The sequence below is a fragment of the Zobellella iuensis genome (assembly GCF_016746085.1).
Classification (GTDB): Bacteria; Pseudomonadota; Gammaproteobacteria; order Enterobacterales; family Aeromonadaceae; genus Oceanimonas; species Oceanimonas iuensis.
Genome location: NZ_JAERTZ010000001.1, coordinates 73827 through 92514 on the forward strand (window position 1 = coordinate 73827; position 18688 = coordinate 92514).

Below are 18688 nucleotides of genomic sequence, written 5' to 3' on the forward strand. Positions count from 1 at the left end.
GGCGTTTGCACCGATATGGTGCACTTATTCTAGCTCCGATCATCACGCATTGCCGCTTGGTGGTGCGTCCTGCCCGGCTTGCTCTGCTTCGGTGCGAGGCGGAACAAGGCTTGCCTTGTTAGACACTGCAAAAAGCTTGCCTACTTGGACAAATCGTCGGAATAGCCTTGAATAATATCATTAGCAAGAACATAATTAGCTTGCTAACTAAATGGGCGGGGGATTTATGAACACCTTGGGAATGGCGCTGGCCTGCCTGGTGCGGCAATGGCGCTGGGTGAACGACGAACGGCTGAAGCCGCTGGGGCTGACCCAGAGCCGCTGGATTACCCTGTCTCACCTCAAGCTGGAAGACGGAATACTGCAGCATCAGCTGGCGCGGCGGGTGGGGGTGGAGCACCCGTCCCTGGTGCGCACCCTGGACGGGCTGGAGCAACAGGGGCTGGTGGAGCGCCGGCCCTGCCCCGACGATCGGCGGGGCAAGCGGGTCTATCTCACCCCTGCGGCCGGGCCGGTGCTGGCACAGATGGACGAGGTGCTGGACGACAGCCGCCGCCAGGTGCTGGCCGGCCTCAGCGAGCAGGAAATCCGCGAGCTCAACCGGATGATTGAACATCTCAACCAGAATCTGCAAGGGATCGGCATGGACATATCCGCAGCAACGACGAGGTAAGCCAGTGACGCCGGAGCAAAGTTTCAGCCGTTGGGTCCGGGTGGCCCTGGGTATTTTCATCCTCGCTTTCGGCTACTTCGTGCTGGCCGACAACTACGCCCCCATGACGCCCCAGGCCCAGGTGCAGCGCTATGTGGTGCCGGTGGCGCCGCGGGTGGCGGGCCAGGTCAGCCGGGTATGGGTCGGGAGCAACCAGCCGGTGGCGGCCGGCGATCCGCTGTTCGAGCTGGACGACAGCGACTACCGGCTGGCGCTGGAACGGGCCGAGCTGGACCTGGGCCTGGCAGAAACCGGGCTGGAACGGCAGCAGGCCGCGGTGCGGGTGGCCGAGTCCCAGCTCGAGCAGCAACTGGGGCAGGCGCAAAACCTGGCGGCCCAGACCCACAGCGGCCTGCTGTCGGCCGAGGCCCGGCTGCAGGAGGCCCGGCAGGGGGAGCGGGCGGCCGAGGTCGGGCTGCGCCAGGCGGAAAACGCCCGGGCCCAGGCGCGGCTGGCGTTGTCCCGCACCCGGGTGAGGGCGGAAGTGGCGGGGCGCATCGGCAACCTGCAACTGAAGGAAGGCATCTATGCCCAGGCCGGCGGACCATTGTTGGCGCTGGTGTCGGAGCAGGCCTGGGTGACCGCGGATCTGCGCGAGAAGAGCCTGCGCCACGTGACCGCCGGCACCCCGGTGGGCATAGTGTTCGACGCCCTGCCGGGCGAGGTGTTCCGGGGCCATGTCGAGAGCATCGACAGCGGGGTACGGGAAGGCCAGCAGGCGGCCGATGGCCAACTGGCCCAGCCGGTGAACTCGGACCGCTGGGTACGGGATGCCCAGCGGTTGCGCATACAAATCGGCCTGGAGGAACCCCTGCCGGCCCTGGCCACCGGTGCCAAGGCCACGGTGCAGCTGTTCCCGACCGAAAACGGGCTGTTCCGCACCATGGCCCGGGTCCAGCTGTGGCTGGTGAGCCAGTTGCGCTATCTCTACTAGGAGGAGCGATGGAACTGAGCGGAGACAGGCTGCGCGGTTGCCTGCGCATCGCCTTCGGCAGCGCCGCCGGCATGCTGGTGGCCAAGATGATGGGCTGGAACTTCGGGGTGTTTTTTACCGTCTATCCCATGCTGCTGCTGGGCATGGTGCCGGTGCTGAACCGTTTCGTGGTGCTGCAGTTCGTCGGCTCGGCCCTGCTGAGCTCGCTGGAGATCATGCTGTTGCCGGGCCTGCTCGGGCACTGGCCGCCGGCCTATACGGTGGTGGTGTTCTGCCTCTTCCTGGGACGTTTCCTGCTGATGGCCAGGGGGCCGCTGATGTTGTTCGGGGCCTCGGGCTGCGTCAGCCTGAGCATCATGCTGCACTTCGCCAGCTACCGGCAGTTCGATCTGGCGGACATGGCGGCGAGCAACATAGTGGCCGCGCTGCTGTCGGTGGCGCTGGCCTATGTGGCCTACGGCCTGCTGCCCAACCGGGCGCCGCCCCAGCCCAGGGCGCTGCCCGCCAAGAGCGACAATATCATCCGCCACCAGGCGCTGCTGGGCGCCACTGTGGCGACCCTGAGCTTCGTGGTGTTCCAGAGCGTCGATCTGGTGGACTCCCTCTCGGCCCAGGTGGCGACGGTGCTGATCCTTTTTCCCATGAGCTTCGCCGGGGCGGTGCAGTCCGGCCGCCAGCGCTGTGTCGGCACCCTGCTCGGCTGCGCCCTGGGCATGCTGTTCCAGCTGCTGCTCTACGACCATTACCACAACCTGCTGCTGCTGGGGCTGGCATTCTGGATCTGCGCCATGCTGTTCGCCCGGCTGCATGTCCGGGAGCCGATGCCGGGCGTCGGCTTCGCCGGCCTCACCACCATCGGCATCCTGTTCGGCCAGTATGTGACCCCCGAGCACGATCTTATGTTCAGCGCCCTCTACCGCTTCACCTCCATGACGGTGGCCATATTGCTGACCCTGTGCTGCATCTATTTGGTGCACAAGCTGCTCAACCTGTTTCCCGCCACCCGGCACCAGGTTTTATAAGCCGGAAGTAAAAACAAAAAAGGCCCGGTTTCCCGGGCCTTTCACTTCTGGCTTTCAGCTTATCGCTTCAAGCTTACACGGAGTAGTACAGGTCGAACTCCAGCGGATGCACGGCCATGTTGATCACTTCGGTCTCTTTGCGCTTCAGCTTGATGTAGGCGTCGATGAACTCGTCGCTGAACACGCCACCACGGGTCAGGAACTCGCGATCCTTGTCCAGGCAGTCCAGGGCCTGATCCAGAGAGGTGGCCACGGTCGGGATCTCGGCGGCTTCTTCGGCCGGCAGATCGTACAGGTCCTTGTCCATGGCATCGCCCGGGTGGATCTTGTTCTGGATACCGTCCAGGCCGGCCATCAGCAGGGCGGCGAAGGCCAGGTAGGGGTTGGCGGCCGGATCCGGGAAACGGGTCTCGATACGGCGGGCCTTGGGCGAACCTACCAGCGGGATACGGATGGACGCGGAGCGGTTGCGGGCGGAGTAGGCCAGCATGACCGGGGCTTCGTAGCCGGGCACCAGACGCTTGTAGGAGTTGGTGGACGGGTTGGTGATGGCGTTCAGGGCACGGGCGTGCTTGATAACACCGCCGATGTAGAACAGGGCCAGTTCGGACAGGCCGCCGTACAGGTCGCCGGCGAACAGGTTTTCACCGTTCTTGGCCAGGGACTGGTGCACGTGCATACCGGAGCCGTTGTCGCCGACCAGGGGCTTGGGCATGAAGGTGGCGGTCTTGTTGAAGGCGTGGGCCACGTTGTGAACCACATACTTGTAGATCTGGATCTCGTCGGCCTTCAGGGTCAGGGTATTGTATTTACAGGCGATTTCGTTCTGACCGGCGGTGGCCACCTCGTGGTGGTGGGCTTCGACCACCAGGCCCATCTCTTCCATGATCAGACACATGGCGGAGCGGATGTCCTGGGAAGAGTCCACCGGGGCAACCGGGAAATAGCCGCCCTTCACGCCCGGACGGTGGGCCTTGTTGCCTTCCTCGTAGTCGCGGCCGGAGTTCCACTTGGCTTCTACGTCGTCGATCTTGAAGAAGCTGCCGGACATGTCGGTGTGGAAGCGGACGTCGTCGAACATGAAGAATTCGGGCTCGGGGCCGACCAGCACGGTGTCGGCGATGCCGGTGGACACCAGGTATTCCTCGGCGCGGCGGGCGATGGAGCGCGGGTCGCGGTCGTAGCCCTGCATGGTGGACGGCTCGAGCACGTCACAGCGGATGTTCAGGGTGGCGTCTTCGGTGAAGGGGTCCATCACGGCGGTGGAGGGATCCGGCATCAGCACCATGTCAGACTCGTTGATGGTCTTCCAGCCGCCGATGGAGGAGCCATCGAACATTTTGCCGTCTTCAAAGAAATCTTCGTTGATCTGGTTGACCGGGATACTGACGTGCTGCTCTTTACCCTTGGTATCGGTAAAACGCAGATCGATGAATTTGACATCGTGTTCCTTGATCATGGCCAGTACGTTTTCTGCTGACATGGATTTCGACCTCCAAAAATAATCATCCTAGGGTCTGATGAACAAATTCATCAGTTGCCAAAATACAAAGCTAAAACTGTGCCAAATTGCCAAACACTTGTCACAGTTATGTTTTATCCTGCTACGGCACCGCCAGATGGCACGATAGTGCACTGTATTGGTGCGTTGATGGATCTTTTTGGTGCGCGGTGCCGCTGGCACTTCCCATCATGGTGCATCGGCTGCTGCTTGGGAAGCCACTCAGCAGTAATTTTCAATTCTGCTAGGCAGATCCGGGGTGGCCGAGTAAAATGACCGACCATTTTTTACCCACCCCGGTATTTTTGAGGCAGGAATGTTAGAAAATTTACGTAATATCGCCATCATCGCGCACGTTGACCATGGCAAAACCACCCTGGTGGACAAACTGCTGCAGCAGTCCGGCACCCTGGAATCCCGTGGTGAAGCCGAAGAGCGGGTCATGGACTCCAACGATCTCGAGCGGGAGCGCGGCATTACCATTCTTGCCAAAAACACCGCCATTCGTTGGAACGACTACCGTATCAACATCGTCGATACCCCCGGACACGCCGACTTCGGTGGTGAGGTGGAGCGGGTGATGTCGATGGTGGACTCGGTACTGCTGCTGGTGGACGCCCAGGAAGGGCCCATGCCGCAGACCCGTTTCGTGACCCAGAAAGCCTTCGCCCAGGGGCTGAAGCCCATAGTGGTGATCAACAAGGTGGACAAGCCCGGCGCGCGTCCCGACTGGGTGATGGATCAGGTATTCGATCTGTTCGATAACCTGGGTGCCACCGACGATCAGCTCGACTTCCAGGTCGTTTATGCCTCCGGCCTGAACGGCTGGGCCTCCCTCGATGCCGATACCCCGGCCGAGGACATGACCGCCCTGTTCCAGACCGTCATCGATCAGGTGCCGGCTCCCGACGCGGATCTGGAAGGCCCGCTGCAGATGCAGATCTCCCAGCTCGACTATTCCTCCTACGTGGGCGTTATCGGCATCGGCCGGATCAAGCGCGGCAGCGTCAAGGTCAACCAGCAGGTCACAGTGGTGGGTGCCGATGGCAAGACCCGCAACGGCAAGATCGGCCAGGTGATGGGCTATCTGGGCCTGAAGCGTCACGAAGTCACCGAAGGCAATGCCGGCGACATCGTGGCCATTACCGGCCTGGGTGAACTGAAAATTTCCGATACCGTCTGCGCTGCGGGTGCCGTTGAAGCCCTGCCGCCGCTGTCGGTGGACGAGCCCACGGTGACCATGACCTTCCAGGTCAACACTTCGCCCTTCGCCGGCCTGGACGGCAAATACGTGACCTCCCGCAATATCATGGAGCGGCTGAAGCAGGAACTGGTGCACAACGTGGCGCTGCGGGTGGAAGAAACCGGTGATCCCGACAAGTTCCGCGTTTCCGGCCGGGGTGAACTGCACCTGGGTATCCTGATCGAAAACATGCGCCGGGAAGGTTTCGAGCTGGCGGTATCCCGCCCCGAGGTGATCCTGAAGGAAGAAGACGGCGTCAAGATGGAGCCCTTCGAAAACCTGACCGTGGACGTGGAAGAAGGCAGCCAGGGCTCGGTGATGGAGAAGCTGGGCGAGCGCAAGGCCGAGATGACCAACATGGTGCCGGACGGCAAGGGCCGGGTGCGCATCGACTTCGTGATCCCCAGCCGGGGCCTGATCGGCTTCCAGACCGAGTTCATGACCCTGACTTCCGGCTCCGGCCTGATGTACCACAGCTTCGATCATTACGGTCCGCACAAGGGCGGCAATATCGGCCAGCGTAACAACGGCGTGCTGATCTCCAATGGCAAGGGCAAGGCCCTGGCCTACGCCCTGTTCAACCTGCAGGACCGCGGCCGGCTGTTTATCGAGCACGCCACCGAGGTATACGAAGGCATGGTGATCGGTATTCACAACCGTTCCAACGATCTGACCGTGAACTGCCTCAAGGGCAAGCAGCTGACCAACATCCGTGCCGCCGGTACCGATGAGGCGCTGACCCTGGTGCCGCCGATCAAGATGACCCTGGAGCAGGCGCTCGAGTTCATCGATGACGACGAACTGGTCGAGGTGACCCCGAACCACATCCGTATCCGTAAGCGTTTGCTGACGGAAAACGAGCGCAAGCGCGCCGGTCGGGCATAAGTCTTACCCTGTCGACAAGGGCGCCGCGGCGCCCTTTTTTGTCCCTGCCGCCGGCCGACGCATATCCGGCTGGCACTGCCCCCGCCTGATTTGCCACAATACCCCTTTGTTTGCAGCGAAACAGGATCACCCATGAGCAATGTTGTCGCACAGATCGGCCATCGTCTTCGTTTTATCCGGGATCACGGCTTCGCCTTCGGCCGCTTCGTGCTGAAACGGGCCCAACAGGACCGGCTGACGGTGACCGCCGGTTACCTGGCCTATATCACCCTGCTGTCACTGGTGCCCATGATCGCCGTGGTGTTCGCCATGATGTCGGCCTTTCCCATGTTTGCCGAACTGCAGGACCGCATCCAGAACTTCGTGTTCGCCAACTTCGTGCCCGCCGCCGGCGACGTGGTGCAGCAGCATATCCAGGGCTTCGTCGACAACGCCTCGCGCATGACGGCGGTGGGGGTGACGGCGCTGGCGGTCACCGCCATGCTGTTGATCTCCGCCATCGATCAGAACTTCAACCATATCTGGCGGGTCACCCAGAAACGGCGCTGGTCGGTGGCTTTTTCCACCTACTGGATGATACTGACCCTGGGCCCCATCCTGGCCGGCGCCAGCCTGGCGGTGAGTTCCTACGTCACCTCGATGCGCTTCTTCCAGGGCGACGACTTCCTCGGCCTGGGCGCCCTGTTGCTGAGCTCACTGCCGTTTTTCCTCTCCGGCCTGATGTTTGTGGTGTTCTACATGGTGGTGCCCAATCTCCGGGTACGCTTCAGCCACGCCATCTGCGGCGCCCTGGTGGCGGCGACCCTGTTCGAGCTGGCCAAACGCGGCTTCGCCTTCTACATCACCCAGTTTCCGTCTTACGAAGCTATCTACGGCGCCCTGGCCACCATCCCCATCCTGTTCGTCTGGATCTACCTGAGCTGGCTGATTGTGTTGCTGGGCGCCGAACTGACCGCCAGCCTCGGTGACTACGAGCACAGCCAGGGGCTAAGCTTTAAGGCAGACGACAGCAACCCGGCAGAGGATGAGTGCTGATGCGAACCCTGTACCCGACCATTGCCGCCAACCGGCAGCAGTGGCTGCAAGTATCCGAGCGACACCGGATTTATGTGGAAGAAAGCGGTAATCCCCTGGGCATCCCGGTGCTGCTGGTGCACGGCGGCCCCGGCGCCGGTACCAGCCCGGAGCACCGGCGTTTCTTCGATCCCGAGCGCTACCGCATCATACTGTTCGACCAGCGCGGGGCCGGGCAATCAGAGCCCCATGCGGAGCTGGCCGACAACCATACCCAGGCCCTGATCGCCGATATGGAGCAGATCCGTGAACATCTGGATGTGGAGTCCTGGCTGCTGTTCGGCGGCTCCTGGGGCTCGACCCTGGCGTTGTGCTACGCCATCGCCCATCCCGACCGGGTACGGGGGCTGGTGCTGCGCGGCCTCTTCCTGGGGCGGGAGCAGGATCTGCACTGGCTGTATCAGCCCGAGGGCGGCGCCGCCCAGTTGTTTCCCGATTATTACCGGGAGTTCCTGGCGCCGCTGGACGGTGACAGCCGTCACCTGTTGAGTCGTTACTACCAGTTGCTGACCAGCCATAACGAACTGGCCCGGCTCCATGCCGCCCGGGCCTGGGCGGTGTGGGAGGGGCGTATCGCCACCTTGCTGCCGAGAGTGGACGCGGAGGCCTATTACGGCGAGGCGCACAGTGCCCTGGCCTTGGCGCGCATCGAATGTCACTATTTTATCAATGATTGTTTTATGGATGAAAATCACATCATTCGCGGGCTGGATACGCTCCGCCACCTGCCGGCGATACTGGTGCACGGCCGTTACGACGCCATTTGCAAGCCGGCCGCCGCCGCCTGCCTGAGCGAGCATTGGCCCGAATTAGTGCTGCAAATTGTACCCGGGGCCGGACATTCTGCCTTCGAACCGGGTATCATAGACGCCCTGGTGAAAGCCACCGATCATATGGCGAAGGAGTTGATACAGGCATGATAGCCCTGATCCAGAGAGTCAGTTCGGCCGCGGTGACCGTGGCCGGCGAGCGGGTGGGCGCCATCGGACCCGGCCTGCTGGTGTTGCTGGGCGTCGAGCGGGACGACGACAGGGCCAAGGCCGACAAGCTGCTGAACAAGGTATTGAGCTACCGGGTGTTCGGCGACGAACAGGGCAGGATGAACCTCAACCTGCGCCAGGCCGGGGGCAGCCTGCTGGTGGTGTCCCAGTTCACCCTGGCGGCAGACACCAACAGCGGCCTGCGGCCCGGCTTTTCCCGGGGCGCGGCCCCGGCCGATGCCGAACGTTGGTACGACTACTTCGTGATGGCGGCGCGGGATCAGGGCGTGATCACCGAGTCGGGCCGCTTCGCCGCCGACATGCAGGTGAGCCTGACCAACGATGGCCCCGTCACCTTCTGGCTGCAGGTCTGAGCCGCCAAATTGCACTCTGCCGCGGCAAGCGGCAAGATATCCATAGATAACCATAACAGGAGCAGACCATGTATCGTGTGGTCACCCCGCAAACGGAAGCGGAACTTGAAGCCTATTACCTGCTGCGCTGGCAGCTGCTGCGCAAGCCCTGGCAGCAGCCCAGGGGCTCGGAGCGGGACGAGTTCGACGAGTACGCCCACCACCGCATGATGGTGGACAAGGACGGCAAGCTGGCGGCCGTGGGCCGCCTCTATGTGAGCGGCGACGAAGCCCAGATCCGCTTTATGGCGGTGATCCCCGAATGTCGGGACAAGGGCCTGGGCACCCGTATGGTGCAGGCCCTGGAGCAGGTGGCCCGGCAGGAAGGGGTGCGCCGGCTGGTGATGAACGCCCGGGAAGAAGCGGTGGCCTTCTACGGCCGTTGCGGCTTTACCGTGGTGGGCGAGGGCCCCATCAGCTTCGGCAAGATACCGCACCGGCAGATGATCAAGGCGCTGACGCCCATCCACCAGATCCGCCACTGTCCCGAGCTGTGCGACGAGCTGCAGCGCCAGTGGCACAGGCGCATTCCCATCAGCGAGAAGATGGGCGTCAAGATCACCCAGTACACCGGCACCAAGTTCAAGACCAAGGCCAACCTGACCGCCAACCTCAACCTGCATGAGTCCATGTTCGCCGGCAGTATCTACAGCCAGTGCGTGCTTACCGGCTGGGGGTTGATTTGGCTGCAGATGCAGGAATACGGCGTGAGCGGCGACATCGTCCAGGGCAGCGGCGAGATCAAGTACCTGACCCCGGTGTGGGACGAGCCCACCGCCGAAGTGCAGGGCCGGCTGCGCGAGCAGCTGCTGCCGCTGAAGAACGGTGAGCGGGTACGGGTGGAGCTGAACGTGACCCTGTACAGCGGCGACGCCAAGGCCGCCACCTTCAGCGGCCGTTATGTGATATTGCCGCACTAAAGCTGAAAGCTAGAAGCTTCCGGCTTCCGGCTTCCGGCTTACGGCTCCTTCGGCAGGTTGCGTACCGCTTCGATCAGCCGGCCGGGCAGGCCGGCGGCGGGGTAGGGAACGGGCCCCCGGTACCATGGGGGGCAAGGGGTGTCGAGGGCCGGCTGGTGCAGCCGGAGTTTGGGCGCCCGCCAGCTGTCTTCCAGGCGGATGGCCAGCTCCCGGCAGCCCTGATCGTTGATGGCTCCCAGCTCCAGATCCCAGCCGCCCGCCAGATCCAGGCTGCCCCGCAGGGCCAGCAGGTGGCGCACGCTCTGCACGGCGCTGCCGTCCAGTTGCCATTGGCCCTGAGCGACGGGTCCCTTCAGCTCGGTTTTGTAGATAAAGGCGTCCGAGCTTTCCAGATCGAGGGCGGCCAGCAAGGGGTCGACCTGCCTGGGCCGGCTGTAATCCTCACCCAGCCGGGCCTTTAGCCAGTTATCCAGCCCCAGCCGTTCGATAAAGACATCGCTTCCTTCGAGTGCCAGGTTACCTTCCCAGCTTGGCGGCCGCTTTGGCTCGCCGGCCAGGGTGGCGCTCATCGACAGGGTGCCGGAAAAACTGCGCTCGGCCCTGAGCCAGCTGCTGAGCCGGCGCAGGGCAAGGTGTTCGGCCTCAAGCTGCAGCCGGCCCCGGTGCGGGGGATAGAGTCCCAGGTTGCCGCTGAGCCTGACGCTGCCCTCGAGAAATTCGCCACTCAGTTCATCCAGCAGCAGCCGGGTATCGTCCAGCCGGGCACTGAAACTGCTCCGGCGGCTGATCAGGCTGTCGTAGGCCAGTTCGTTCCAGCCGCCTTCCAGGCGGGCCTGATCGCTGAGCGGGCGCCACTGTTCGGTCGACCAGGCCAGATCGGTGATAAACAACTGGCCGCCGTGCAGTGACAAGGGAAGCTCAGGGTCGGCCGACAGCAGTTCGGCCTGGTTGAGGTTGAGCTTGTGAATCCGTATATCGGGCACCGGCCAGTGCAGGTCGGGCAGCCATTCCAGCTTGCTGCCCAGCAGCTGCAGGTTGTCGATATCCAGCCGGCCCTGCTGCGGAAACCAGCCCAGCTCGGCTTCCAGGCTGCCCTGGTAGGCCTTGCCCCGCAGGCTGAGGCCCAGTCGCTCCCGGTTGCTCAGCAGCTGGCCCTGATGGGCATCGAGCCGCAACCAGTCCAGCACCGCCTCGTCGGCCTGCCAGTCGCCCCGGGCCTCGGGCAGGGCGCCGGGCTGCCACTCGAGGTAGCGGAGGCTGCCGTCGATGCCGTTGGCGGTGAGCCAGGGGCTGGTGATGCTCAGATCCTGGAGGCTGGCGCGGTTGAGCAGCAGGGTCCAGCCCTCGGGCAGCTCCGGTGCCTGGCTGAACTGCAGCTTGTTGTGGCTGAAGCGGGGCTCGTTCAGGGTCAGTTCCCGGCTGGCCGGATCCAGGCTGAGGCTGGCCTCGAACAGGCCGTCGAACAGCCGGCTGCGCAAGGTGTCGAGCTGCAGCTGGCGGCGATGGACGCGGCCTTCCAGGTTGATGCGCGACATTTCCAGCCAGGGGTGGGACAGTTGGCGCACCTGGCCGCTCAGGGTCATGTCCGACCACCAGCGCCAGTCCCCGTTGCGCCTGGGCTGCCAGCCGTTCAGCTTGAGGTTGGCGCCCTGGGCCTCCCAGCCGTCCCAGGCCAGGGTCAGGTTCTTGGTGTTGAGCTCGTCGACGGTGATATTGGCCAGGTTGTCCGGCAGGGCCGCCAGCTCGGTGGCCCGGTCGAGCCGGATCTGGCCGTCGATCACGTCGAGCACGGCGATGCGGGTGTGGCCCGCCAGGGGCGACAGCCGTGCCAGTTCCAGATAGAGCTGCCTGGCCTGGAACCAGTCGCCCAGGCGCACGTCTTCCGCCAGCAGCTTGTAGGGATGCAGGGGATTGAATTCCAGCCGGCCAATGGCGATATCCAGCTCGGTGTGTTCGTTAAGCCAGCCCAGCACCGGTTTTTTCAGCTGGTTGGCATCGAAGAAACTGAGCAGCAGCCAGCCGGCGGCTCCCAGCAGCAACAGGGCGAGCAACAGCTTCCTGGCCAGCTTTCTCATGGAACATTCCTTAAAAATCCGGAACTTGTATCATACATAGCTTGAGCCTGGGCGGAAATATCCCGGTTCACACCTTGCCGTAATGATCACGCAGCCCGAGCCAGCGACGGATCAGCGGATCCACCAGCCCGGGGTGGCGGTCGGCCAGGTAACGGGCCAGCCGTTGCACCTCGGGCAACAGCGCCTGGTCCCGCACCAGATCGGCAATTTTGAGGTCGGCCAGGCCGGTCTGGCGGGTGCCGAGCAGCTCGCCCGGGCCGCGGATCTCCAGGTCCTTCTGGGCGATGACGAAGCCGTCGTTGGTGTCGCGCAGCACCCCCAGCCGCTGGCCGGCGGTCTTCGACAGGGGGGCGTGGTAGAGCAGCACGCAGTGGGAGGCGGTGGCGCCCCTGCCCACCCGGCCGCGCAGCTGGTGCAACTGGGCCAGGCCCAGGCGCTCGGGGTTTTCGATGATCATCAGCGAGGCGTTGGGCACGTCCACCCCCACTTCGATGACGGTGGTGGCCACCAGCAGGTCGAGGCGGCCGTCCTTGAAGTCGGCCATCACCGCCTGTTTCTCCGCCGGCTTCATGCGGCCGTGCACCAGCCCGACCTTCAGCTCCGGCAACTGGGCGGAAAGGGTGGCGGCGGTGTCTTCCGCCGCCTGGCATTCCAGCACTTCCGATTCTTCGATCAGGGTACAGACCCAGTAGGCCTGGCGGCCCTGCTCCCGGCACAGCTGCCGCACCCGGGCTACCACTTCGTCGCGGCGGCCGTCGGGAATGGCCACCGTGGTGACCGGGGTGCGCCCCGGCGGCAGTTCGTCGATGACGGAGGTATCCAGATCCGCGTAGGCGGTCATCGCCAGGGTGCGGGGGATGGGGGTGGCGGTCATGATCAGCTGGTGCGGGTAATAGTCGCCCTGGCTGCCCTTCTCGCGCAGGGCCAGGCGCTGGTGCACCCCGAAGCGATGCTGCTCGTCGATGATCACCAGTTCCAGGGCGTTGAACTGCACCTGCTCCTGGAACAGGGCGTGGGTGCCCACCACCATGGCCAGCTCGCCGTTGGCGAGCCGTTCCAGTTGCTCGGCCCGGGCCTTGCCCTTGACCTTGCCCGCCAGCCAGCCCACCTGGATGCCGAGGGGAGAAAGCCAGGCGGCGAAGTTGTTGGCGTGCTGCTCGGCCAGCAGTTCGGTGGGCGCCATCAGCGCCACTTGGCCCTGGTTGCCGATCACCTGCAGCGCCGCCAGGGCGGCCACCAGGGTCTTGCCCGAACCCACATCGCCCTGCACCAGCCGCATCATGGGCACGGTTTTCTGCAGGTCGGCGCCGATCTCCGCCACCACCCGGCGCTGGGCACCGGTGGGGGAAAAGGGCAACTGGCCGAGGAAGCGGTCGAGCAGCGTTTGTGGGCAGGGCAGCGGCCGGGCGCGGTGGGCCTGGCTCTGCTCCCGCACCTTGAGCACCGACAGGTTGTGGGCCAGCAGCTCTTCCATCACCAGCCGGCGCTGGGCCGGGTGCTGGCCCTGCTCCAGCTGCAGCAGGGCGACGTCGGGCGGCGGCCGGTGCAGCAGGCGCACCGCCTGGTTCAGGCCGAGCTGGTGGTCGTAGAGGCCCTCGGGCAGCAGTTCCCGCAGCGGTTGCTGTTCGAGCAGGGCCAGGGCCTGCTCGCTGAGCTGGCGCAGGGTCAGCTGGCGCAGCCCTTCGGTGGTGCCGTACACCGGGGTCAGGCTGGTTTCGGTTTCTACCGGCTGCTCGCCCTGCAGCAGGCTGTATTCCGGGTGGATGATCTCCAGGCCATGGTGGCCGGGGCGGATCTCGCCGAATACCCGCAGCCGGGTGCCGGCGGCGAGGCTGTTTTTCTGGGCGGCGGCGAAGTTGAAGAAACGCAGGGTCAGGGTGCCGCTGGGGTCGCGCAGCCGGCAGATCAGCATGCGCTTGCGGCCGTAGCTGATGTGGTTGTCGACTATCTCGCCCAGCACCGAGACGTGCATGCCCGGCCGGAGTTCGGCGATGGGCAGGACACGGGTGCGATCCTCGTAGCGCAGGGGCAGGTGGAACAGCAGGTCCTGCACCGTCTCCAGGCCCAGGCGGTGCAGCTTCTCCAGCATCTTGTCGCCCACTCCCTTGAGCAGGCTGAGGGACATGTGGTCCAGATTCATGGCGGCCCCGTACTGTAAATATTTACAGAGGATAGCAACAAGAGCCGGAAGCTGGAAGCGTGAAGCCGGAAGATGAACGGGGCCGGCTTCCAGCTTCCGGCGTCAGAGCAGCCGCTTCAGCAGCACATTGGCGTGGGTGCGGGCCACCCGTTTCAGCAGCTTCTGTACCGGCGCCGGGTAGTCATCCAGCTCCTCGATCTCGGAGAAGTGTTCCAGTCGCCGGCAGTGTTCCAGGATATTGGCCTGTTCCGCCTCGAAGCGGGCCTGCAGCAACCGCTCCGGATCCTGCAACAGCAGGCCGTTTTCCAGATCCAGGCCCCAGGCGCGGGGGTTGAGGTTGTTGCCGGTGATCATGGCCAGATCGTCGTCCACGAACAGCCCCTTGAGATGGTAGGAGTTGCGCTCGTGGCGCCAGAGCATGATGTTGAGCCGGCCCTGGTAGATGAAGGTCTGGTTGGCGCGGGCGAAGCGGCGCAGGTTGGTTTCGTACAGGTAGGGCAGGCCGCCTATGGTACGGAAGGGCTCTTCCGGCGGAATATAGAAGTCGTTGGCGGTCTTGTCGCCGATCACCAGAGTCACCTCCACCCCTTTTTTCAGCAAGGCCCGGATATCCCTGGCCAGGGGTTTGGGCAGGTTGAAGTAGGGGGTGCAGATAAAGAGCTTCTCCCGGGTGCCGCGCAGCAGGTGGCGGATGGCGCGGTTGAGCCGGTTGCCGAACTTGCCCAGGCCCGCCAGCGGGGTGACGGCCACCTGGCCGGATCGGCGGGTGACGTCGTCGAACTCGTAGCGGGCCCGGCGCACCTGCTGCTTGAAGTGGCGAATGGCATGGCGCAGCTGGCGGGCGCGGGGGATCTCGGGCTGGCTCAGCAGCGGTACCGCCGGGTTGTTGCCGAACAGCCGGTCGACATAGTCAACCATGCAGTCCGCCAGCCTGGCGTCGGTGATCTGGTGATAGCGGTCGAAGCGGTACCTGTCCTGCTGGTGCAGGTAGATGTCGTTGAGGCTGGCGCCGGAATAGAGCACTGTGTCATCGAAAATAAAGCCCTTCAGGTGCAGCACCCCCAGCAGCTCCCGGCCCTTGACCGGCACCCCGTAGACGGGAATGGCATGCTCGTGGCGGGCGGCGAATTCCTGGTACATGCAGTGATTGCCGCCCTGGCCCCGGTGGCCGATAAGGCCGCGCTGGGCGCGGTGGAAGTCGACGAACAGGCGGATATCCAGGGCCGGCCTGGCCTGCTTGGCCTGGTAGAGGGCGCCGAGGATTTCCCGGCCGGCCTCGTCGTCCTGCAGGTAGAGGGCCACCAGGTAAATACGGGTGTGGGCGGCGGCGATCAGCTCCAGCAGCCGTTGCCTGAACGCCCGGGCGGAATACAACACTTCGACCCGGTCGGCGTCCACTGCCAGGGTAGGCAGGTGCTCCAGCAATGTTCGGTAGTAATTGGCGAGTGGCATAGATAAACCCGGTTAATAAGGCTGCCGCTTAAGACCATACTCAAACGACAAAATTCGGGCCAGTGTACCGAATTTTGGGGAAAGGCGGCAAATTACCGGCGCTAGAAGCTAGAAGCTAGAAGCTTCCGGCTTCCGGCGCAATGCCCTTACAGCGGCCGGGTGGCCTGCTCCAGCCAGGCCAGGTCGTTCCCGGCGAGCAGCGGGCCGACCTTCTCCCGCACCTGGGCGTGGTAGTGGTTCAGCCATTGCACATGCTTGGGCTCGAACCAGGCCGGGTCGACCAGCCGGCGGTCGAAGGGCACCCAGGTGAGGTTTTCGAACTCGAACACCGGGATGTCGCCGTCGGTGTCGGCGGGCTGCACCACTTCCAGGTTTTCGCAGCGGATGCCGAAGGCGTCTTCCCGGTAGTAGCCGGGCTCGTTGGAAAGGATCATGCCGGTGGTGAGGGGCACCATGCTGCCCTTGGGCGAAATGCGTTGCGGACCCTCGTGCACGCTGAGGAAGTGGCCCACGCCGTGGCCGGTGCCGTGGTCGAAGTTGTAGCCCTGCTGCCACAGGGGCAGGCGCGCCAGGGCGTCCAGCTGCAGGCCGCCGGTGCCGGCGGGGAAACGGGCGCAGGCCAGGTCGATATGGCCGCGCAGCACCAGGGTGAACAGTTTGCGCATCTCGGCGCCGGGCTCGCCCACCGCCACGGTACGGGTGATGTCGGTGGTGCCGTCCAGGTACTGGCCGCCCGAGTCCACCAGGTAGATGGCATCCTGCCCCAGTTGGCGCGGGGTGCCGTTGCTGTGCCGGTAGTGGCACATGGCGGCGTTGGGCCCCAGGGCCGAGATGGTGCTGAAGCTCGGCTCCACGAACTCGGGCAGCTCGGCGCGGAAGGCTTCCAGCCGGTCGGCCAGGGTGCCTTCATCTTCCAATTCCGGATGGGGCTCGGCCAGCCGGCGGTCCAGCCAGGCCAGGAAGCGGCACACCGCCACCGCATCGCGCAGGTGGGCGGCCCGGCTGCCGTGCACTTCCACCGGGTTCTTGCAGGCCTTGGGCAGCATGCAGGGATCCTCGGCCGGCACCAGCTCGGCGCCGGCCCGCTCCAGCACCAGGGCGCTCCAGGCGTTGGCGGTGGCCGGATCGAGCTGGACCCGGGCGCCGTTGGCGCCGAGGGTGGCCAGGGCCTGCTCCAGCTCGGCCATGGGGGCGAGGGTGACGTCCTTGCCGCAGTGTCCGGCCAGATCCAGCTCGTCGAACTTGGCGGGGTCGGCGAACAGCTGCACGGCACCGTTCTGGTGCAGCAGGGCGAAGCTCAGCACCGCCGGCAGGCAGGGGATGTCGCGGCCGCGGATGTTCAGCAGCCAGTTGATGGGCTCGGCCTGGGTCAGCAACTGGGCATCCACCCCCTTGGCCTTGAGGGTTTCGGCGATGCGGTGGCGTTTGGCCTCGCTGTGCTGGCCGCTGTACTCCTGGTCGAGCAGCAGGGCGGGCCGGCGTTCCGGCGCCGGCCTGTCGTGCCAGTGCCGGTCGATGGGGTTCTGGGCCAGCGGCACCAGGGCGATGCCTTGTTCCGCCAGCCGGGCTTCGGCCGCCTGGTGCCAGCCCCGGCTGTGCAGTTTGGGATCGAAGCCGACCCGGCTGCCCGCATTCAGCTGTTCCGCTATCCAGTCGAGGAAGGGCTCGTTGACCAGATGACGGAACTCGAACAGGGCCGGGTCGCACTGGTGGCGCACCTGCACCGTATAACGGCCGTCCACGAAGATGGCCGCCTTGTCGGCCAGCACCACGGCGGCGCCGGCGGAGCCGTTGAAGCCGCTGATCCAGTCCAGCCGCTCGGCATGGGGCGGTATGTACTCGCCCAGATGCTCGTCGTCGTGGGGCACGATAAAGGCGTCCAGGCCCTGTTGCTTCAGGCTGTCCCGGACGGCGGCAAGGCGAGTGGCATAAGTCATGGCGATTCCTTAACGCGAAGTGAATAGTTGCTTGATGGACTGGCCCGCCGGCACCCGAGGGTGCCGGCGCCGAGCGCGTCGGCCACCGACCGGGCCGGGGTTTTGCAGGGAGTCCGGTTCATCCGAAATCGTACAGGGTTTGCTGTCCGTTCACTCTACTTCGCCCGGGATGGCTTGGCAAACCGGGGCCCGAGCCTGAGCTGCTGGATCAGCAGGGCCGCCACTATCATCACCAGCCCCACCACGGTGGCGGGGTAGATGGCCTCGCCCACCAGGAAGCGCAGCAGCAGCAGGGAGGCGAAGGGCGAAATAAAGATAAGGTTGGAGATGCGGGCGGTGTTTTCCGCGTGCTTCATGGCCAGCAGCCACATCACAAAGGCGAAGCCCATCTCGAACAGGCCCACGTAGACGGCGCCCACCCAGCCCTGCCAGGCGCTGAGGGCAAAGTCCGACCACAGGGCGGTGGCCAGCACCACAAAGGGTAGCGCCAGCAGGAAGCTCAGGGTCAGCGCCACCAGGGGATCGCCCTGGTTACGGGTGTTGAGTATCCAGTAGCCGGCCCAGATCACCGTGGACACCAGCGCCAGCGCCACCCCCAGGGGATCCTCGAAGTTCAGACCGAGCAGGTCGCCCCGGGTGGCGATGACCATGGCACCCAGGTAGCCGAGCACGATGGCCACCCAGTCCTGGCCGCGGATCTTCTGGCCGAGGAAGGGCACCGCCAGCAGGGTGAGGGTGATGGCCCAGGTGTAGTTGAGGGTCTGCGCCTGCTGGGCCGGCAGCCGGTCGTAGGCCTGGAACAGGATCAGATAATAGAGTGCCGGGTTGAGCAGCCCCAGCAGCAGGTAGTAGCCGGGCCGGTCGCGCAGGTAGCGGCCCAGATGGATAAGCTTGCCCTGCACCGCCAGCAGGCCGAGCAGCAGCAGCAGCGAGGTGGCGGTGGCCACCAGCAGCAGCTGGGCCGGGGAGAAGTAGCCGAGCGAGAGCTTGAAGGCAGTGGCCACGGTGGACCAGCAGGCCACGGCCCCCAGCCCGAACAGGTAGGCTTTTTTCTGATCTTTCATCTTGTTGGCGGGCCCGCGGGAGACTCAAGCCCCCAGTGTAGGCAATTAATGCCGGCAGGAGAAGAGGCGGTGATTTCAGTCCTGGTCGGGATTTTTGGCCATGTCCTCGAAGGGGCGGCGTTTTTCCCGCTCCAGCACCAGCTCCTCCAGGGTGTTTATCCGCTCGCGCAACTGCCGGTTGTCCGCCTCCAGCGCCCGCAGCCGCTCTTCCAGCTCGCCCTGGGCCCGGCCCTGGTTGAGCAGCAGCGAGGTGACCAGCAGCCCCGCTCCCAATACCAGTATCCATAGCAGCATGGTGCTTCCCCCTCGTCCGAAAACGTCAGCTTACTATGTTAG

Annotated in this window: 15 protein-coding genes; 8 read left to right on the forward strand and 7 right to left on the reverse strand. The window is 64.6% G+C overall.

What is annotated here, in order from left to right:
* Positions 1 to 226 precede the first annotated feature (226 nt).
* From slyA to JKV55_RS00370, 3 genes are read left to right on the forward strand one after another with little or no spacing between them, the layout of a single operon-like run.
* Positions 227 to 673, forward strand: coding sequence for a transcriptional regulator SlyA (slyA, locus tag JKV55_RS00360; RefSeq protein WP_202081730.1), 447 nt, complete (start codon positions 227 to 229; stop codon positions 671 to 673).
* 4 nt (positions 674 to 677) lie between these two features.
* Complete coding sequence (locus JKV55_RS00365) at positions 678 to 1646, forward strand: HlyD family secretion protein (RefSeq protein ID WP_202081732.1); 969 nt, start codon at positions 678 to 680, stop codon at positions 1644 to 1646.
* 8 nt (positions 1647 to 1654) lie between these two features.
* Positions 1655 to 2668, forward strand: coding sequence for a DUF2955 domain-containing protein (locus tag JKV55_RS00370; RefSeq protein WP_202081734.1), 1014 nt, complete (start codon positions 1655 to 1657; stop codon positions 2666 to 2668).
* Between the two features lie 73 nt (positions 2669 to 2741).
* Here JKV55_RS00370 and glnA read toward each other — a convergent pair whose 3' ends face one another.
* Positions 2742 to 4151, reverse strand: a complete 1410-nt coding sequence (glnA, locus tag JKV55_RS00375; RefSeq protein ID WP_202081736.1) for a glutamate--ammonia ligase — start codon at positions 4149 to 4151, stop codon at positions 2742 to 2744.
* Positions 4152 to 4485: 334 nt separating this feature from the next.
* Between glnA and typA the strand changes: the two genes are divergently transcribed.
* The 5 genes from typA to JKV55_RS00400 all read left to right on the forward strand — a co-directional run bounded on the left by typA (position 4486) and on the right by JKV55_RS00400 (position 9684).
* Positions 4486 to 6297: a translational GTPase TypA gene (typA, locus tag JKV55_RS00380; protein WP_202081738.1), complete on the forward strand. Its 1812-nt coding sequence runs from the start codon at positions 4486 to 4488 to the stop codon at positions 6295 to 6297.
* A gap of 132 nt (positions 6298 to 6429) precedes the next feature.
* On the forward strand, positions 6430 to 7332 hold the full coding sequence (locus tag JKV55_RS00385) for a virulence factor BrkB family protein (protein ID WP_202081741.1): 903 nt from the start codon (positions 6430 to 6432) through the stop codon (positions 7330 to 7332).
* Positions 7332 to 8291 carry a prolyl aminopeptidase gene (pip, locus tag JKV55_RS00390; protein ID WP_202081743.1) on the forward strand — a complete coding sequence of 320 codons (960 nt, stop codon included), beginning with the start codon at positions 7332 to 7334 and terminating at the stop codon, positions 8289 to 8291. The genes JKV55_RS00385 and pip overlap by 1 nt, the downstream gene beginning before the upstream one ends.
* Positions 8288 to 8725 carry a D-aminoacyl-tRNA deacylase gene (gene dtd / locus JKV55_RS00395; RefSeq protein WP_202081745.1) on the forward strand — a complete coding sequence of 146 codons (438 nt, stop codon included), beginning with the start codon at positions 8288 to 8290 and terminating at the stop codon, positions 8723 to 8725. Before pip ends, dtd begins: the two co-directional genes overlap by 4 nt.
* 68 nt (positions 8726 to 8793) lie before the next feature.
* On the forward strand, positions 8794 to 9684 hold the full coding sequence (locus JKV55_RS00400; protein ID WP_202081747.1) for a bifunctional GNAT family N-acetyltransferase/hotdog fold thioesterase: 891 nt from the start codon (positions 8794 to 8796) through the stop codon (positions 9682 to 9684).
* A 38-nt stretch (positions 9685 to 9722) separates the two neighbouring features.
* Here the strand turns inward: JKV55_RS00400 and JKV55_RS00405 are convergent, their stop codons facing one another.
* The 6 genes from JKV55_RS00405 to JKV55_RS00430 form a co-directional block, all read right to left on the reverse strand.
* Positions 9723 to 11759 carry an AsmA family protein gene (locus JKV55_RS00405; protein WP_202081749.1) on the reverse strand — a complete coding sequence of 679 codons (2037 nt, stop codon included), beginning with the start codon at positions 11757 to 11759 and terminating at the stop codon, positions 9723 to 9725.
* A 67-nt stretch (positions 11760 to 11826) separates the two neighbouring features.
* Entirely contained in the window at positions 11827 to 13899 is a 2073-nt protein-coding gene (gene recG / locus JKV55_RS00410) for an ATP-dependent DNA helicase RecG (RefSeq protein WP_202081751.1), read from the reverse strand.
* A gap of 102 nt (positions 13900 to 14001) precedes the next feature.
* Positions 14002 to 15351 (reverse strand): CDP-diacylglycerol--serine O-phosphatidyltransferase, encoded by a 1350-nt coding sequence (gene pssA / locus JKV55_RS00415; protein WP_202081753.1) that lies wholly within the window; start codon positions 15349 to 15351, stop codon positions 14002 to 14004.
* Between the two features lie 146 nt (positions 15352 to 15497).
* Positions 15498 to 17288: an aminopeptidase P family protein gene (locus tag JKV55_RS00420; RefSeq protein ID WP_202081755.1), complete on the reverse strand. Its 1791-nt coding sequence runs from the start codon at positions 17286 to 17288 to the stop codon at positions 15498 to 15500.
* A 155-nt stretch (positions 17289 to 17443) separates the two neighbouring features.
* Positions 17444 to 18352, reverse strand: a complete 909-nt coding sequence (locus JKV55_RS00425; protein WP_202081758.1) for a DMT family transporter — start codon at positions 18350 to 18352, stop codon at positions 17444 to 17446.
* Positions 18353 to 18427: 75 nt separating this feature from the next.
* Entirely contained in the window at positions 18428 to 18646 is a 219-nt protein-coding gene (locus tag JKV55_RS00430; protein WP_202081760.1) for a hypothetical protein, read from the reverse strand.
* Between the last annotated feature and the right edge of the window lie 42 nt (positions 18647 to 18688).

Bases quoted from the DNA above. Each gene is read 5' to 3' on its own strand.
- slyA (WP_202081730.1), top strand. From the start codon at position 227: ATGAACACCTTGGGAATGGCGCTGGCCTGCCTGGTGCGGCAATGGCGC.
- JKV55_RS00370 (WP_202081734.1), top strand. From the start codon at position 1,655: ATGGAACTGAGCGGAGACAGGCTGCGCGGTTGCCTGCGCATCGCCTTC.
- glnA (WP_202081736.1), bottom strand. From the start codon at position 4,151: ATGTCAGCAGAAAACGTACTGGCCATGATCAAGGAACACGATGTCAAA.
- typA (WP_202081738.1), top strand. From the start codon at position 4,486: ATGTTAGAAAATTTACGTAATATCGCCATCATCGCGCACGTTGACCAT.
- JKV55_RS00385 (WP_202081741.1), top strand. From the start codon at position 6,430: ATGAGCAATGTTGTCGCACAGATCGGCCATCGTCTTCGTTTTATCCGG.
- pip (WP_202081743.1), top strand. From the start codon at position 7,332: ATGCGAACCCTGTACCCGACCATTGCCGCCAACCGGCAGCAGTGGCTG.
- dtd (WP_202081745.1), top strand. From the start codon at position 8,288: ATGATAGCCCTGATCCAGAGAGTCAGTTCGGCCGCGGTGACCGTGGCC.
- JKV55_RS00400 (WP_202081747.1), top strand. From the start codon at position 8,794: ATGTATCGTGTGGTCACCCCGCAAACGGAAGCGGAACTTGAAGCCTAT.
- JKV55_RS00405 (WP_202081749.1), bottom strand. From the start codon at position 11,759: ATGAGAAAGCTGGCCAGGAAGCTGTTGCTCGCCCTGTTGCTGCTGGGA.
- recG (WP_202081751.1), bottom strand. From the start codon at position 13,899: ATGAATCTGGACCACATGTCCCTCAGCCTGCTCAAGGGAGTGGGCGAC.
- pssA (WP_202081753.1), bottom strand. From the start codon at position 15,351: ATGCCACTCGCCAATTACTACCGAACATTGCTGGAGCACCTGCCTACC.
- JKV55_RS00420 (WP_202081755.1), bottom strand. From the start codon at position 17,288: ATGACTTATGCCACTCGCCTTGCCGCCGTCCGGGACAGCCTGAAGCAA.
- JKV55_RS00425 (WP_202081758.1), bottom strand. From the start codon at position 18,352: ATGAAAGATCAGAAAAAAGCCTACCTGTTCGGGCTGGGGGCCGTGGCC.
- JKV55_RS00430 (WP_202081760.1), bottom strand. From the start codon at position 18,646: ATGCTGCTATGGATACTGGTATTGGGAGCGGGGCTGCTGGTCACCTCG.